This window comes from Olivibacter sp. EAT-5 (assembly GCF_044784325.1).
GTDB lineage: Bacteria > Bacteroidota > Bacteroidia > Sphingobacteriales > Sphingobacteriaceae > Olivibacter > Olivibacter oleidegradans.
Genome location: NZ_CP173028.1, coordinates 1,586,154 through 1,603,494, shown reverse-complemented (window position 1 = coordinate 1,603,494; position 17,341 = coordinate 1,586,154). Strand labels below are relative to the sequence as shown.

9 protein-coding genes are annotated in these 17,341 nt (G+C 39.5%); 2 read left to right on the top strand and 7 right to left on the bottom strand.

Translation table 11 applies throughout. The features are described from left to right. Positions 1 to 2 precede the first annotated feature (2 nt). Entirely contained in the window at positions 3 to 1,100 is a 1,098-nt protein-coding gene (locus tag ACH11B_RS06430; RefSeq protein ID WP_130854681.1) for a lipase family protein, read from the top strand. 2 nt (positions 1,101 to 1,102) lie between these two features. Here the strand turns inward: ACH11B_RS06430 and ACH11B_RS06425 are convergent, their stop codons facing one another. The 6 genes from ACH11B_RS06425 to ACH11B_RS06400 all read right to left on the bottom strand — a co-directional run bounded on the left by ACH11B_RS06425 (position 1,103) and on the right by ACH11B_RS06400 (position 14,502). After that, a complete protein-coding gene (locus ACH11B_RS06425; RefSeq protein ID WP_013664523.1) occupies positions 1,103 to 1,768 on the bottom strand; it encodes an ABC transporter ATP-binding protein in 666 nt (221 codons plus the stop codon). 138 nt (positions 1,769 to 1,906) lie between these two features. Then, entirely contained in the window at positions 1,907 to 4,297 is a 2,391-nt protein-coding gene (locus ACH11B_RS06420) for an ABC transporter permease (RefSeq protein WP_130854682.1), read from the bottom strand. A 378-nt stretch (positions 4,298 to 4,675) separates the two neighbouring features. Then, a complete protein-coding gene (locus ACH11B_RS06415) occupies positions 4,676 to 7,075 on the bottom strand; it encodes an ABC transporter permease (protein ID WP_377610156.1) in 2,400 nt (799 codons plus the stop codon). Positions 7,076 to 7,149: 74 nt separating this feature from the next. Then, the gene (locus ACH11B_RS06410) at positions 7,150 to 9,528 is read right to left on the bottom strand and encodes an ABC transporter permease (RefSeq protein WP_377610154.1); all 2,379 of its coding nucleotides are present in this window, start codon (positions 9,526 to 9,528) and stop codon (positions 7,150 to 7,152) included. Between the two features lie 74 nt (positions 9,529 to 9,602). After that, positions 9,603 to 12,023: an ABC transporter permease gene (locus ACH11B_RS06405; RefSeq protein ID WP_377610152.1), complete on the bottom strand. Its 2,421-nt coding sequence runs from the start codon at positions 12,021 to 12,023 to the stop codon at positions 9,603 to 9,605. A 70-nt stretch (positions 12,024 to 12,093) separates the two neighbouring features. Further along, positions 12,094 to 14,502 carry an ABC transporter permease gene (locus ACH11B_RS06400; RefSeq protein ID WP_377610150.1) on the bottom strand — a complete coding sequence of 803 codons (2,409 nt, stop codon included), beginning with the start codon at positions 14,500 to 14,502 and terminating at the stop codon, positions 12,094 to 12,096. 492 nt (positions 14,503 to 14,994) lie between these two features. Between ACH11B_RS06400 and ACH11B_RS06395 the strand changes: the two genes are divergently transcribed. Beyond that, positions 14,995 to 15,939, top strand: coding sequence for an NAD(P)-dependent alcohol dehydrogenase (locus ACH11B_RS06395; protein ID WP_377610148.1), 945 nt, complete (start codon positions 14,995 to 14,997; stop codon positions 15,937 to 15,939). Between the two features lie 50 nt (positions 15,940 to 15,989). On the opposite strand, the gene ACH11B_RS06390 is transcribed toward ACH11B_RS06395, so the two are convergent. Continuing rightward, positions 15,990 to 17,126, bottom strand: coding sequence for an ATP-binding protein (locus ACH11B_RS06390; RefSeq protein ID WP_377610146.1), 1,137 nt, complete (start codon positions 17,124 to 17,126; stop codon positions 15,990 to 15,992). Positions 17,127 to 17,341 lie beyond the last annotated feature (215 nt).

Genomic DNA, 17,341 nt, shown 5'->3' with positions numbered 1-17,341 from the left:
ATATGAAGCGATATTTTATTGCCATTTGGCTTCTACTGAACGTACATATTGGACTCCTCCGTGCGCAAAGCTTAAAGCCTGGGTTTGATAAACAAGAGTATCTTACTTTACTAAAGATTTCTTCTTCACAAGGCGATACACTTAAACCGGGGCCCAATTATTTGGAGCCTCCTATGAATTATGAGCGCATTTATCGATCAAAAGAGGCGGGCTTAAAGAATCGATGGGACCTTTGGCTCAGTCGTGATAAACAAATAATGGCAGTTTCTATCCGAGGAACGATTAATGACCCCGTAAGCTGGTTAGAAAATTTTTATTCAGCAATGGTACCCGCGAAAGGCGTATTGCAATTGAATGATAGCACCCAATTTGATTACGTTTTTTCGAAGGATCCGAAGGCGGCAGTTCATGCCGGTTGGACCATCGGAATCGCTTCCATGGCACCTGATATCGTACATCAGATTAAGGAACAATATCAAAAAGGAACGAAACAGCTATTGATTATGGGACATAGTCAAGGTGGGGCGTTGGCCTTTTTGCTCACGTCTTACCTTCGATATCAACGGGAAGAGAAGCAATTACCTGCGGATTTACTTATCAAAACCTATTGCAGTGCGGCTCCTAAACCGGGGAATCTATACTATGCATATGATTATGATTTCATTACAAGGGGTGGTTGGGGATTCACCATCGTAAATGCATTGGATTGGGTTCCTGAAACGCCTTTCTCACTACAAACCTTGGCAGATTTTAATCGGCTAAATCCCTTTCAAAACATTGATCAGGGATTAAAAAAACAGAAGCCTTTCTACGTTCGATGGTATCTTAAGCACGCCTTTAACAAGCTCGATAAATCAAGTAAGAAATCTAGACGGAATTTTGAGAAGTACTTAGGCAAAACACTTTTTAAACAAACTCAGAAAACATTACCACAATTGAAAGAGCCCGCTTATGCGGAAACGATGAATTATATGCGAGCTGGAGTCCCTATTGTTCTCCAGCCCGACTCAACGTATTATAAGGTATATCCGGACACGGGGAAAAATGTTTTTGTGCACCATGCGTTGAAAGCCTATGCAGATTTACTGGAGCGGTATTAGCATTATTTCACAATCTGGCCATCCAAAAGCTCGATAATTCGATTGCCGTACTCGGCGTTTTTCTCTGAGTGTGTAACCTGTATGATCGTTACACCATCTTCTTCGTTCAGCTGCTTAAATAAATCCATAATTTCTTCTCCTTGCTTGGAATTTAGGTTGCCGGTTGGTTCATCGGCCAATAATAATTTAGGGGTAGTAGCGAGTGCACGGGCAATGCCAACGAGTTGCTGTTGTCCGCCTGATAATTGAGAAGGGAAGAGATCTTTCTTGCCGACGATTCCAAATCGGTCTATTAGGTCTGCCACGATTGCTTTGCGCTCGCTACCCTTTAGGTTTTTATAAATGAGCGGTGTTTCGATATTCTCATAAACAGTTAGCTCGTCAATCAAATGGTAGGCTTGAAATACAAAGCCAATATGCTCTTTGTAAAGTGCGGAGCGTTGTTTCTCCTTTAATCGTAGCACTTCTTGTCCAAGGAATTGATAGCTGCCTTCATCCGGTTCATCCAGGAGCCCCAAAACGTGTAATAAGGTAGACTTTCCTGAACCGGAAGGCCCCATAATCGATACAAACTCACCTTCACTGATAGTAAGATTGATATCTTTTAACACAAATGAACGGTTGCCGCCCACATTATACCACTTGAAAATATTGCTCAGTTGAATCATCGTTTTTTTAGATTAAAAAATAAAAATTAAAAGTAAAAAGCCAAGTTCATTGGTACATTAAAATAAACAAAACATTAAAAATCAAAAAACACCGCTGATTCTTAATCTTTATAAGATTCTCCTTTAAGCTCGACAATTTCATTCGTCTTTTAAGGTATCAGCTGGGTTAACAATAGAAACCTTGATCGCCTGATAACTAATCGTAATGGACGCTAAAAGCAGAGTCAATACGGCGCCTACAGCGAAAATATGCCAAGATAAATGAATGCGATAGGCAAAACCATCTAACCATTGACTTGTGCACCACCAAGCAAGAGGTGTAGCTACCAAAATTGCCATACCTATTAACTGAAGGAACGGTTTATTGAGTAAAAGGAAGAGCTGTCGCGTATTGGCGCCTAAAACTCTCCGTATACTTACTTCTTTTTCGCGCAGACTGATTGTAAAGGCCGACATGCTAAATAGGCCTAATAGCGCCACAATCATGACCAAAGTTGAAAACGCCGTAAAAGCTTGGCGGAGTTGTTCTTGTTTAGCGTAGAGTGCAGCATACTGCTGATCCAGAAAGTCGTAAATAAGGTACTTTCCGTCCAGTTTATTGATGGATGGCCATTGTTTTTTCAACGTTTCCATCGTTGAGCGGATGCTATGTCCGTTTACTTTCACTAAAATATCACACTTAAAGGGATGATTCGGATAACCGCACTTCGTTTGTAGCGTGTAAGCTGTTGGCTTGATAAGCTGTTCGAAACCTTGCATTTTGCTATCCTTTACGATGCCTATGATCGTGTAAGTCTGATCACAGATACTGATTTTTTCGCCGTTCGGTTGCTTTATTCCCAAGCGTCGTGCTGCCGACTCATTTACTACGATGGATTGCGTCGTATCCGACAGAAGGGATGAGGAGAAAGTTCTGCCTGATAGCAGATTCATACCCAAAGTTTCGAAATAATCAAAATCAACACCTACATGATCTAATGAATATGTTTTATCGCTGTAAGTAAATGCTTCATTGCTTGGTGCCGGCCCACCGGGGTAGTTTGTTACCACAGTGACTTCCTCGATACCCGGAATGGCTTTCATTTGGTTTCTAATAGAGGCGAATTGAGCAGGTTTGTTGAAAAGGGTAAGATTTTTAATATGTACGACTTGATCGACACTAAACCCTTTATCACTTTTTTCCATATAGTTCATTTGCTTATTAATGACGAGCATCGCACTGATAAAAATAAAAGCGATAATAAATTGAAACATGAGCAAGGCACTTCTTAAGCTAAAAGCCCGTTGTCCATTATGGAATTGACCCTTAATGATGTTAATAGGATGATAACCGGATAAGATGTAGGCAGGATATATACCTGATAGTAGCGTAGCTAGAAGAACGGCCGTGCCCAGTTGACCAATTACGCTCATATTGAAATCGAAAGAAGAAAAATCGTACCTAAAAAAAGTAATCATGGTGTTCCAGCTGATACTGATCAAAAGGCAGGCAATAACAGCAGCTATGAGACATTGTGCAAATACTTCCAACAGAAACTGAAGAGCCAAACGTTTTCGGGTTACACCAAAGACTTTCTTCATACCGATTTCTTTAAATCTTCTCTGTGCTTGTACCAACATTAAATTGGCAAAGTTCATGCAGGCCAATAGTAAGATCACTGAAGAAAGAACACCCAGCGCCCAGACGATCTTGTATCCTGTATCGGAACCGATCCTTGGACGCAGATGCAAATTTTTTAGGGGATCAAGGTAAATGTTGGCTTCAGCGCGTATTGATCCTTTAATTTCTCTTTGTTTAGCTATTGTATTATGGTAGATGGTATTGATTTTAGCGGTGAGCTCCTCTATCCTGGTTCCTGGCCTTACAAGTATATAGGTTTGATAAACATTATTATCACCATCTCCTTTCCCTTGTGCGATGTCCTCTTTAAAAGCAATGTAATCGTATTCAAAATTTGACAAAAGGCGAGGTTTGCTAATGCCATGTATGTTCTCTGTAAAACCGCTCTGCTCGTTCATTAAGGATACGATCTTGGGCGCCTTGAAAGCTGCTTGCTTTTCATTAGGGAAAAGCTTTTTACCTACCTCGGCCGACAATAATCCGATTGATTTTTCCGGAGAATTAGTGATAGATAAACCTTCAAGCTGAATAGCGAAAATATCCGCTATTGTTCGATCGGCGCCCAACCAGTTCTTGATATAAAACATATCATTCTCCGAAATAAAGGGAATTTCAAAAGGAGCTCTAGCGACGCGGCCGGCGCTTTCTATTTCAGGAACTGCAGCTTTCAGTGCAGGCGCAAGTGCTGCAGGTGTAAGATCAGATAGGTTATCTTTGTTGATTAAACCGATAAGATAGATGTTATCGTAGTTGGGGTTCCACCTATCGTAGCTGTTTTCTCGATGGATGTAGGCATAGGCTAAAATGAAGCCGGCGAAGCCAATTGCCAGTCCTAAAATGTTAAGCAAGGTAAACAGCTTGGATTTCCAAGCCGTTCTCCACGCTATTTTTAGGTTATTGGTGTTCATATTTTATTTATCAAGTATGGGATCAAGCCTGCCTGCCGGTAGGCAGGTATCAAGATATTTTAAGAGCCTGCTTATAAATATGAATCTTATGTCTTGATACCCATGTCTTATGTCTTTTTTCTAAAAAGGCTAAGAGTAGGTTACTACCTACCCAGAGCCATCATTTATAACCAATCGTACCAAAATAGGCATAAATAAAACCAAAAACTATAAGTTTCTGATTTTTAGTCTGTTGGTTTGATTCTGATTTTGATAGCTGTTCGATAGTGCACAACCGGTGTTCGGAAACGGACAGTGTTTTTTTGTCGTAATGGTTATTTGTTGTTAGTTATTCGTTATTCGGCCCAATAACAGATAACGAGTAACTAATAACTAAATTTATTCATTCCTCAAACTATCAACCGGATTTTCTAAAGACGTTTTTATTGTTTGAAAAATGATGGTAAATAAAGCAATCAAGAGGATAGCTAAACTTGTATAGACAAAGGTCCACCCGGAAATTGTTATTCTTAACGAAAAGTTTTCCAGCCATTTATTCATCAGCCACCAAGCTATCGGACCCGCTATCAAAGTAGCAATGAGTACCAATTTAACAAATTCAATCGATAATAATTGCAAAAGAGAGCGAATGCTTGCACCGAGCACTTTTCGAATGCCAACTTCCTTTTTTCGTTGTTCAGACATAAAAGCTACCAAACCAAAAATTCCTAAACAGCTAATTAGAAGAGTAAGCAAAGTTAAAACAGAGGCAATTTTACCTACTCGTTCTTCAAAAGAAAACTTTTGTGCAAAGTCGTCCTTTACAAAAGTAAATTCAAAATCCTGATTAGGCATATGTTGATTAAAAACGGCTTTGATTTTTTTTAACGCGTCCTGCGCGTCAATCCCAGGTTTTAATCTAGCTAACAGAAAGTTTGCTGCGGGTTGCATAAAATAGATTGTCTGATGCACGGGGTCATACGGCGACTGTGTCACGAGGTCTTTTACTACCCCAATAATTTTGTAAGTAGCATCATTAAACGTACCGTCTTTCCATCTAACGGTTTTTCCGATGGGATTTTTAATCCCCATATAGCGTACTGCTTTTTCGTTTAACACAATAGAGGAGGAGTCACCTAAAAAATCTTTAGAAAAATCGCGACCCATTATCATTTTCCATCCAATCGTTTTTCCGTATTCGGGCGAGATGGCAACTAGCGAGAAATTATCTTTGAACGTTGGATTTTTACCTTCCCAAAAAAAACCGGAAGCATTCGACCAACTGTCTGTAGCAGGACTGGTAGTTTGCGCCACATCAGACAAAACGCCAGTTTGTAACAACTCATTGCGAAAGGCCTCATTACGACCGTTAAAACGGTTCATTCGAAAACTTATTAAGTCCTGTTGGTTGTATCCAACGTTGCGGTTTTTGCTGTATTGAATTTGCTGAAATATAATAATCGTACCCATGCTTAACACGGTAGCAATCGTAAATTGAATAACAACCAATATACGACGCGGTGTAATCGGATTTTTATTGGTGTTAAAAAGACCTCTCAGGGTCCCTATAGTATTAAACGAAGAAAGTAACAGCGCGGGATAGGTACCCGCCAATAATCCAATGAGTAAAACGAAACCGATACTTATTAACTGAAAATTAAGATCTGTATAGGGGATATATAATGATTTTTGTGCCAAGTCATTAAAGAGAGGTAAGGAGAAGTAAGTAAATAGCAAGGCCAGTACATAAGAAAGAAGTGTTGTTAAGATCGACTCGCAAAAGAATTGAAGCATTAATTGTTTTCGACTCGAGCCAATGGCCTTACGGATTCCCACCTCTTTCGCTCTTTTTTGCGCTTTTGCGGTGCTTAGGTTAATGAAATTAACAACCGCAAGTAATAAGACAAAAACGCCAACGATGGAAAAAAGCCAAACAAATTTTATAAGTCCACCGGCATTTTTACCTTCACTCCAATCGCCGTATAGATGCCATTTTTCCATAGGATGGAGAAATAGGGAAGGTTCATAAGCGAAAAGGGACACGTTATTTTTTAAAATATTTTTTTGAAGATTTTCTATTTTCTTCGACGTGTTAGCCATAGACACTTGAGGATTGAGTTCAACAAAAATTTCAAACCAATTGAACTCCCAACTTTTTTCAAGTTTACTATAGTTTTTGTCAATGGTGGTTAATAACTGCCACGGGATTAAATATTTTACTTCTTTGAAGGTTGAATTGTCTGGCAAGTCCTTATAAACGCCCGTTACTGATACCAGCATATGTTCATCAACCTTCAGTGCTTTTCCAATAGGATCGGTTTTACCAAAAATAGCTTGAGACATTTCTTGTGAAAGCATAATACTATTTGGTTTAATGAGTCCATCTTTTTCACCACTTAGCATTTGTAACGGAAGAATATTAGTACCTTCTTTTTCAATAAATTTACCGGTGGCACGTAACATTTTATCCTGATAGTGTAAGAGGTGATCCCCCGTTTGCCTTGCTAATACAACTGATTTAAATATGTCTCTATAATCGTTTCTTAACACCTCCGCTAGCGGGGCAGCTACTGTTTTAGATGTTTCCAAACTTCCGTTTTGCCGCGTATTGATCATTACTTGTGCAATGTTTTGAAAGTTAGGGTGCTGTCGATCAAAAGTTAACTCATCTTGTACCCAAAGGCTGATTAACAAGCTTACACCTAGGCCGATAGATAACCCAACGATGTTAATTATAGTATGCAGCCTATTTTTTATAAGGTTGCGCCAAGCAATTTTGATGTAGTTCTTCAGCATCATAGTTATTTGTTGTTAGTTGTTTGTTCTTGGTAAGGCATCGCGAATAACCAACAACCAAGAACTAATAACTAAATTTATTCATTCCTCAAACTATCAACTGGATTAGCCCTTGCTGCTTTAATGGCCTGAAAGCTGACAGTCAGTAAGGCAATAAATATTACACCGATGCCTGCTAAAGGAAAGTACCACCATTGGATTTCTATCCGATAGGCAAAATTAGCTAACCACCTGCTCATGGCCCACCAAGCGATAGGAGAAGCTATTACGCAACCCAAAATAACCAATAGGATAGGCTCTTTACTTAACAGTCTGAGTATAGAAGGGACGCTAGCTCCCAATACTTTTCGGACACCGATTTCTTTAATCCGTGCCTGAGCGGTGTGTGTTGAAAGGCCCAATAAACCTAGGCAGGAGATGAAAATGGCAATGGAGGCAAAGGCTTTAAACAGCATGCTTGCACGTATGTCAGTATTATACTTCGCCTCAAACTGTTTGTCTAAAAATCGATAAGAAAAAGGGGAGCCTTCTCCGTATTTCTGATAAAGAGCTTTTACCTTAGCTATTGCTTGACTGGCGTTGCGTGCATTCGTACGGACATATAAAATATTACCGGCAAATTGCCTAGTGAGTATCAATGGAGATATTTTTTCTTTAAGCGATTTAAAATGAAAATCTTTCACTATACCTTGAATATAACCTTTTTTACCATGGTAGACAATACTTTGTCCTGTGTAAGGTGGTTTAAGCCCCATTTCTTTCACAGCGGATTCATTGAGAATATACAGGTTACTGTCTGTAGGTGTGCCCGTAAAATTCCGACCTTCCAATAGTTTTATGCCCATTGTTGGAATAAACTGGTTGTCTATCACGGACTGCCCAATCATCATCTTATTATCCACAGCCTTACCCTGCCATTCAATATCGCTGGTTGCATCATTCATCTCCGAAAGATCGTAGATACCGGATAGCGCGACGTTGAGAATACTTGCTTCCTGCTTTATGTCATTTTTTATGGCATCAATGTGCTCAACAATCCCCCAAGTTAATGGAACGGTAAACACATAACTCTTATCGTACCCTAAATCCTGGCGTTGGATATATTGGATTTGTTTACCAATAACCAAGGTAGCAACAATGAGGATAATCGATGTCGTAAATTGGAAGGTTACTAAGGATTTCCGAAGAAATGCCTTGTTAAACTTTTTAGACAAAGCACCTTTAAGTGATTTGATGGGGTTGAGTGACGATAAGAGTAATGCGGGATAAATAGTAGAAGCGATAAAGGTGCCGCTTGAGGCCAAGATTAAGGTTAGCCAAAGTTGATAATTGTTTAAGGTGAAGGATAAGGGTTTGCCGCTTATATTGTAATAAAAAGATTTAAGCAAGAATAATAGCAGCGTTGCCGTGAGTATTACAATTAAAAATAAGGGAAGAGTTTCGAAGATAAATTGCCAGAAAAGCTGTCTCTTTTCTGCTCCGATTACTTTGCGAACGCTAATTTCTTTAAGGCGATTTAAGACGCGAGCGGTAGCAAGATTAATGTAGTTTACCGCTGCAATCAGTAAGATGAGGATCGCCACAAGCCTAAATATGTCAACCATTTTTGCGGCCGAATCGTTTCCGGCAATAGAGACTAAGTGTATTTTTGCCAATGATTGTAGCTTAAAATCGACTTCCACTTCGCCGTTTCGGGCTTTCGAATAGCTTGAACTAAACATTGCTGCTACTTTTTCTGCATGAGCGCCATTACGAAGCTTTACGAATGTGATATAGTTAAAATTGCCCAGATCGGTCTCAATAGTTTTCCAGTCACCATTACCTCCATCTTGAGTAAACTTCGTTGCTTTGAATTCCATTGGGAATAAAGCATCAAAACGTATGGAGGAATTGACCGGGAAATCGGCTAAAATACCACTAACGGTAAAGAGCTCACCTCTAAAGCGCAGTGGTTTTCCAAGCACGTCGGTCGACCCGAAGAACTTTTTAGCCGTTGATTCCGTTATGATCGCAGATTGAATTTCGGGAAATGGTTTCATGGTATCGCCTGCTAACAAGTGAAAGCTAAAAACCGAGAAAAAAGTGCTGTCTACAAAGGCGGTGGTGTGGCCATCCATGATTTTGCTGCGATCACTTGTTGACAGGATTTGGTCAACATCGGTCGCTATGCGAACAAGGTGTTTTACTTCAGGAATGTTCCGCGCGAATACGGCCAGCGGTGCGGGCACTCCCTCCCAGGAGGACTTTTTTCCATTGACGTCGAAAGTCGAATTTAACCGATAGATCGATTGATAATCTTGATGGAATCTATCATAACTCTTCTCGTCCTGCACCCAGATCAAAAGAAGGATCGCCGTGGCCAAACCTATAGCGAGCCCTCCAATGTTAATGAGACTATAGAATTTGTTTGAAGCTAGATTACGCCAAGCAATTTTGATGTAGTTCTTCAGCATCATAGTTATTTGTTGTTAGTTGTTTGTTCTTGGTAAGGCATCGCGAATAACCAACAACCAAGAACTAATAACTAAATTTATTCATTCCTCAAACTATCAACCGGATTAGCGCTTGCTGCTTTAATGGCCTGTACGCTCATCGTAAAAAATGCCACACAAATGGCTACCAAACCAGCTAATGCAAATATCCACCATTGAATTTCTATCCGATAGGCAAAGCTCTGTAGCCATTTATTCATGGCCCACCAAGCGATGGGTGAAGCAATTAAGATCGATAATACCACTAGTTTTAAGAAGTCTTTCGAAAGTAAAGCGACAATCCCTGCAATAGAAGCACCCAGTACTTTGCGGATACCGATTTCCTTTGTGCGCTGATAGGCCGTTAAAGTGATCAAACCCAACAGACCTAAGCAACTTATTAGAATAGCGACGACTGTTGCTAGGTTGATAATTTTCGACATTTGTCGTTCTTGCGTATATAAGTCTTCAATGCTTTTATCGTAGAAGGTATATTCAAAAGTCTCTTCCGGATAAAACTTTTTCCAGCGTTTTTCTATTTCAGCGATGCTTTCTTGCCAGCTTTCCGGATTACGTTCCCTTAATTTTATATTGTATGTTGCATTTATTTGCTTATCAATGAGCAAAATAATAGGATCAATAGAACTGTAAAATGTCTTATTGTGAAAATCCTTTACGACGCCTACAATAGGAGCTTGTTTGCCATCTTGGGGACCGATGAATTTCCCGATCGCGTCTTTTGGCGATTTAATGCCCAATACCCTTAACATAGTTTCATTAATTAGATACTCATTTACGGTATCAAGCGGCAAGAGATTGCGACCGGTCAATAACTGCATATTGTAAAGTGCAAGATAGGCGGTATCGATATTCTTTAGATAAGGTTGGAATTCCTTTTTTGCACCACCATTATCAGGTATATAATCGTAGTTATTGCTTATTGTATTATTGCTTAGAGGAGGGGCTGCTAAGGAAACGGCTTCTACTCCTTTCAGCTTTTTCAACTCATTTAACAAGGTATATTTGGTGCCTTTGTCGTTACTCACTTTTCGCCAGGGAACATTCACCAATAAGATGGCATCTTTGTTAAATCCTAAATCTTTATGTAGTGTATATCGAAGCTGCTGGCCTACTATAACCGCGCACACAATAAATAACATGGCAATTACAAACTGGAAAATGATAAGCGCTTTTCGGAGTGATAGTCGAACACTTCCAATAGTAATAAGGCTTTGATTCCTAAGAATTTGAATGGGATTGACACGTGTAATCAGCCAGCCAGGATACAGGCCCGCACATAGGGTGGTGAGCAATAAGAATAACCAGAACAGAGCGAAAATCCGGAAGTAGTTAATGTAAGCGTGCATCTGTTCAGGAAATAGTTCTTTGAAGGATAGCAGAAACAAGTAAGTGAGAAAACAAGAAAGGATCGCTGCTAACAGGCAAGTAATAAAAGTCTCGCCTAAAAATTGATAGATTAACCGTCTACCTGAACTACCCATTGTTTTGCGAACAGCGATTTCTTTCCCCCGCTTAGGTAATTGTGCCGTGCTCAGATTAATAAAATTGATAATAGCTAAAATTAACAAAAAGATTGCTACGCCAATGAGGCCTAATAGAACAGGTTTGTTAGCTTTATGGACATTATTTTCTCCGTATTCGGTGGTAAAGTGCATAGTGGCGACAGGAATCAGGCGTTGATCCCGTTTAAATCGCCATTTTTCAAATAAGTCTTTTGTGTTCTTTACAGAAAGCGCATTAATTTGCTGCTGCGTTTTGGCAACAACACTTTTTTCGTCAAGTTGTATATATAATTTATCATTGGAATTGGTGGAGCCCCAATCGCTCTGTGAAAAATAATCCTTAGGTAAGGGAAAAAACTCCTTGCCGTAAAAACTAGTAGCAAATGTTAAATCATCAACAATCCCGCTAACCTGCTTTTGAATTGTATCGTTATAGATTAGTGTTTTGCCAATGATATCGTTAAAACCTATACGAGGGAAATACTTTTCAGCCCGGCTTTTTGTTAAAACAACGGTGTTGGGATTATTGAGTGCCTCATCTTTAGCTCCAGCTAGCCACTCGTAGGGAAGCATGTTAAAGTATTTAGCTACTGTCATTACTTGACGATCTGGCGATTTAAACGTATTCTCTTTACCATCTGCCTGCGGTACGGTTACTTGTTCCATAAACTGTTCTGCAACAGGTACGACGAACTTAATGCCGGGAATCTCCGTTTCTATCGCCCGGCCAAGAGGTTTGGGCACGCCAACATTGTGTCCTTCCTGTCCGTCAAATTCCATGTGGCTTACCACATTGAAAATTTGATTGTGATTTGGAATTGCCTGTTCGAAGCCGAATTCAAAACTGACCAATTGATAAATAATAAAACAAGCACTGATACCGATACTTAAACCTAAAATATTTAAGCTGGTGAACAATTTATTGTGCCACAGCTGACGGAAAATTGTTTTTAACATTGTAGTTATTTGTAGTTAGTTGTTTGTTCTTGGTAAGGCATTGCGAATAACCAAGAACTAGTAACGAAATTTATTCTGTTCTTAAACTTTTAACCGGATTGGCCAATGCCGATTTAATGGCACGAAAGCTAATGGTAAGCATGGCAATTGATATTGCTAGAATACCCGCAACAACAAAAATCCACCATTCAATATCGATCCGATAGGCAAAATCTTCCAGCCATTTATTCATGCCTAACCAGGCAATGGGAACAGCAATTAGGATGGCGATAAGTACAAGCTTCAGAAAATCTTTAGACAGTAGTTGAACTAAGCTCTGAACGCTTGCTCCGAGTACCTTTCTGATACCGATTTCCTTGATCCGCTGCTCCGCGACAAAAGTGGCCAATCCCAAAAGTCCCATGCAGGAAATTAAAATAGCCAGTACGGCAAGGATGCCTACAATTTCGCTGGTTGTTTGATCCGTTTTGTAAAGCTCCGTGAAATGATCATCTAAAAATTGGTATTCAAAATCACTATCGGGACTTATGCGTTTCCATACGGATTGAATATAGGCCAGCGCTTCCGAAGCCCTTTCACCGTTGATCTTAATAGAAAGCTCGTTGTAACCAAAGTCTTTTCGGTTGTAAAGACATAGCGTTTCGATTTTATGATGGAGCGAATTGAAATTAAAATCCTTCGCAATTCCAATGATTGTACTCCCGGAGTCTAAACCATTAAATCCGAAACGCTTGCCAATTAAAGAAGCAAAGGATTGATTAGATTCTTCTTTTAAAAGTTCTTTGGCCAGTGTTTCATTGATAATATAGGTTCGGGCATCGTCACCCGGTCTATCCGGTGAAAAATTACGGCCAGCAAGAAGTGGAATCTGATAGACCGTCAGAAAATCAGGGTCTACCACAATTTGAGACGTTACCAGCTCTTTTGCTCCTCGATCTCCGTGAAATTTAACGCTTGTTTGATGCAAGTTGTTGCCTAACTTTTGTTGATTGGCCGTAACGCCTTTAATCAAACTGCTCGTTAAAAGTTCCTGTTTTAAGCTTTCATACACGCGGTAGGCGTTGTTATCCAATGTCACAGTAACCATTTGGTCTCGCGTAAAACCGACATCTTTTTTTTGCATAAAACGGAGTTGCTTAATGGCCAGTAAGGTTGCTGTAATTAATACAATAGCACAGGTAAATTGTGCGACAACTAGAATATTACGAAAGAATGCCTTGTTTTTACCACCGGTAACCGTGCCTTTTAGTACAACAGTTGGTTTAAATGCCGAGAGGTAAGCAGCAGGATATAGACCTGCTAAAAGTCCTAAACATAATGTGCCTAATAATAAATAGAGGATTAGCGACGGATCATGAAGCAAAGGGAAAGCAATGGCTCGGAGACTTATATGGTTTACATATAGGAGCATTAATTTTACCATCCCACAGGCTAAAATCACTGCGATGAAGCAGAGAAGAACGGATTCACCGATAAATTGAAGATAAAGTTGCCCTCTTTTAGCGCCGGTACTCTTTCTTACGCCGATTTCCTTCGCCCGTGCTGTTGAGCGGGCAGTGGCTAGGTTTACAAAATTGATAGAAGCGATCACCAGAACCACTAGTGCAATAGCGAAGAAGATAAGAGTATATTTACTATTGAATTTTTGATAATTGATATAATCATGCGTGATCTCGGTTGAGCCGGCATGCACCTCTCGAAGCGGCTGCAGGAATAACTCATAGCCCTTTGCTTGTTGTTCCTCCATGTGTCTCTTAAGGAAAGCTGGAAACCTTTTCTCAAGGCTTTCTATGTCGGCATTAGGTGCGATTTCCAGATAGGTCGTTAGCCAATTGCCTCCCCAGTTCTGCATTTGTTGAGGGCCAACATACGTGTTCATGGAGAATAGGGCATCAAAATGAATATGTGAATTTTCAGGAATATCTACTAAAACGCCTGTAACAGTGAAATTGGTAGTGTCCCTACCGTATGTGGTTATGGTCTTTCCGAGCGCTTCTTCCTTACCAAAGATCTTCGCTGCGGTTTTTTGTGTTAACACCAAGCTGTTCGGCTTTTCAAATACGGTACTTCTGTTGCCTTTTAACAGTTCGAAATCAAATAGTTGAAGAAAGGTTGAGTCGACTAAGAAGGTGGAAGGCATTATATGTCGTACTCCGTTTACTAAAAAGGAGGCTTTACCCCATTGATTGACACGCGTAAAGTTCACTATTTCGGCAAATTCTTGCTGAAGACTAGGTCCCATTGGATACATAGAGAGGGCTACCTTTTGGGGAGCCACCATGCCCTCGGGCTTTTGTACTTCATTTAGGCGATAAATGTTCTTCTTATGGATCGCATCAAAATTTCGTTCGTAGTTCACGAAGAGAATAATCACAATACAAACAGCCATACCAATGGCCAGGCCCAAAATATTGAGCAGCGAATAAAACTTGTTTTTCCATAAGTTGCGCCAAGCCGTTTTGAAATAGTTTTTCAACATAGTGTTAGTTTTTTAAGGTGTTTCAGCTATTCGCCCGAGGGCTCATGGTTTCAGCATCGTGTCTGTCTTTTATAGTGCTTCAGCTATCCACCATAGGTGGATGGTTTTAACATAATAGTTATTTGTTGTTAGTTATTTCGTTATTAGCCCAATAACCAATAACAGGGAACGAATAACTAAATCATTCATTCCCTAAGCCATTTGCAATGGTTTATCATCGTGGTATCAACTTGTAATCCGATTATCCAAAATGCTTCCATAAAATATAATTGTTTGCATATAAGTGTTTTATGTTGTTCTTTTTTAGCCTGCGGTGTCCGAAATCGGACAGATTGATGTTCGATTTCGGACATCTAGGGGTAGCATAGAGCATAAGAAGTCATTCTTTACAATTGTGTAACAAAGAGGCATACAAAATGAGATACAACCAACAATGCCCGGCAAGCAAATCGTTAATTTGCAGCATGTTATTAGTGAAGATGGGATAAAATAATGAAAGCTGCAGTAATAGAAAAAAAGGGTACTAATCCGAGATTTAAGATAAAGGAACTTCCTCGGCCGATTATTAAGAGCGGACAAGTGCTGGTTCGGAATTATGCTTCATCCGTTAATCCGATAGATGTAATGGCGCGCAATGGGAGGGCTTTGCTCGCTAGTGCCGGTTTTAGTAACCAAGTAATCGGCAGTGATTTTTGTGGTAAAGTATTACAATCAAAAAGTCGACTGTTTAAGGAAGGGGATGAGGTGTTTGGAATGATTTCCGCAATAAAAGGTGGCGCCTATGCGGAAGAGCTGACAGTTGATGCGGATCAAATAGCATTAAAGCCGAAGAATCTTGATTACGTGGAAGCAGCCGTGATACCCTTGGTGGGACTGACTGCATATCAAGGATTATTTAAGGTAGGTAGAATACAAGAAAAGGAGAATATTTTGATTACCGGTTGCACAGGAGGCGTTGGCTCGGTGGCCGTTCAATTGGCACGAACTTTAGACTGTCACATTAGCGGTTTATGTAGCGAGAAACATCGAGCATATGCTCATAGCGTGGGTTGCGATGTGGTGATCGACTATCAAAATCAGCAGATTCCTTCAGGTGCCCGGTTTGATCTTATATTTGATGCGGCCGGCATGTACACGTATAGCGACTTGAAACATCATTTAAACGAACAGGGCCTATTCGTGACCACAAGAGGCGAAACCAATAATATAAAGGGTTTGGTCAAAACGGCGGTTGATGTTGTATTTGAACCTTATATGAAGTTTGTGTTTGTCAAGCCCAATGCTGACGATCTCAACGTATTAAAGGAAATGATTGAGCAGGGGAAACTAAAATTGCATATTGAAAAAACCTTTTTGCTAAATCAATTAACCGAAGCACAAAGAATGATGAAAAATGGTGGTTTCGTCGGAAAAATAGGAGTCGATATTGGTGAATAATAAATAGTTGAGAGGATCTTGTTGAGTTTTTGTGGGCATTGCACTAATACCTAATATGGATATTTATTTAACCATTCCCAAAAATTGTCGCGATGAATTACTTGTGTTATCTCAGGCTTGTAGTTATCTACAAAGGCTTTTGGGAAATTCACTTTGGTTTTTGGATTCCATTTAAACTCAAAAGCATATAATTTGCCGTCAATTTCTTCTATATAATCTACTTCAGCTTGTTGTTTGTTCCGCCAGAAGTAGGTAGATCCGTAAAAACCATTATAGGCTAGCAGTTTTTTTCTTTCGGAAAGTAAGAAGTTTTCCCATAATGAGCCAATATCCTGTCGGGCTTCCAGTGAACTATAGTTACCTATCAAGCTATTTCTGACACCATTATCGTAGAAAAAAATTTTCTTTTTGGTGTTGATTTCGTTTCGTAGATTTCTGCTAAAAGTTCCCAAACGATAAACTACGAAGACTTGTTCCAATAGATATATATATTGGTCTACCGTTTTTACGTCTGCATCAACTATTCTTGATAACTCATTTAATGATACCTCCGAACCGACTTGCCAAGCAAGCGCTTTTAATATTTTTTCTAATAGCATGGGCTTTTTAACGCCCGTAAGCGCCAGAATATCCTTATAGAGATAGCTGTTTGTTAAATTAGTCAATAAAGGCTTTGCTTCTTGTGGAGAAGTTATGATCTCAGGATAGGAGCCATAAATTAGATAGAGTGACAGTTTTTGAATACTTTGTAAAAGACCTTCGTGTGTCACCAATTCGGAAAAGCTAATGGGATAAAGAAAATATTCCCATTTCCTACCGGTTAATGGCTCTTGCGTAATGTTCGCGATATTTAGAGCTGATGAACCTGTTAATATAAGTTGAAGGCCTAAATTTTCGTCAACCAATTGTTTACAGATAATCCCAATATCCGGAATCATTTGGGCCTCATCAAGTACAACGATTTTCTTGTCACCAAAACTTTGCTTTAATAAAGCAATCTGATCTGTTTGCCAAATGTTTCGGGTTATTATATCATCACCATTAAAATAAATGGCTTTTTCCGGGAGTTCAGATACGACCTGTTTAACTAAGGTCGTTTTTCCTACCTGCCTCGGACCGAATAGAATAAGAACTTTCTTATGATCTATTCGCTGTAGTAGTCGGTCTTTTAATTCTCTTTGTATCATTAACTATACAAATATATAACTTTTATGGATTTGATTCCATAAAAAGCATAACTTTTATGGATTTGATTCTGCAAAAAGCATAACTTTTATGGATTACCAAACTTGGTAAACTGTTTGCAATATGTTGAGTATCATAATTCAATAAAAGCGATTCTCTTAAGAGTGGTTTGGATTAACCAGGCGAGGCTTGAAATCACTTTGTCTTAAATTACCCT

Excerpts from the sequence above, each read along its gene's own strand:
- ACH11B_RS06430 (WP_130854681.1), top strand. The coding sequence starts at position 3 with ATGAAGCGATATTTTATTGCCATTTGGCTTCTACTGAACGTACATATT.
- ACH11B_RS06390 (WP_377610146.1), bottom strand. The coding sequence starts at position 17,126 with ATGATACAAAGAGAATTAAAAGACCGACTACTACAGCGAATAGATCAT.
- ACH11B_RS06410 (WP_377610154.1), bottom strand. The coding sequence starts at position 9,528 with ATGATGCTGAAGAACTACATCAAAATTGCTTGGCGTAATCTAGCTTCA.
- ACH11B_RS06425 (WP_013664523.1), bottom strand. The coding sequence starts at position 1,768 with ATGATTCAACTGAGCAATATTTTCAAGTGGTATAATGTGGGCGGCAAC.
- ACH11B_RS06405 (WP_377610152.1), bottom strand. The coding sequence starts at position 12,023 with ATGTTAAAAACAATTTTCCGTCAGCTGTGGCACAATAAATTGTTCACC.
- ACH11B_RS06420 (WP_130854682.1), bottom strand. The coding sequence starts at position 4,297 with ATGAACACCAATAACCTAAAAATAGCGTGGAGAACGGCTTGGAAATCC.
- ACH11B_RS06395 (WP_377610148.1), top strand. The coding sequence starts at position 14,995 with ATGAAAGCTGCAGTAATAGAAAAAAAGGGTACTAATCCGAGATTTAAG.
- ACH11B_RS06400 (WP_377610150.1), bottom strand. The coding sequence starts at position 14,502 with ATGTTGAAAAACTATTTCAAAACGGCTTGGCGCAACTTATGGAAAAAC.
- ACH11B_RS06415 (WP_377610156.1), bottom strand. The coding sequence starts at position 7,075 with ATGATGCTGAAGAACTACATCAAAATTGCTTGGCGCAACCTTATAAAA.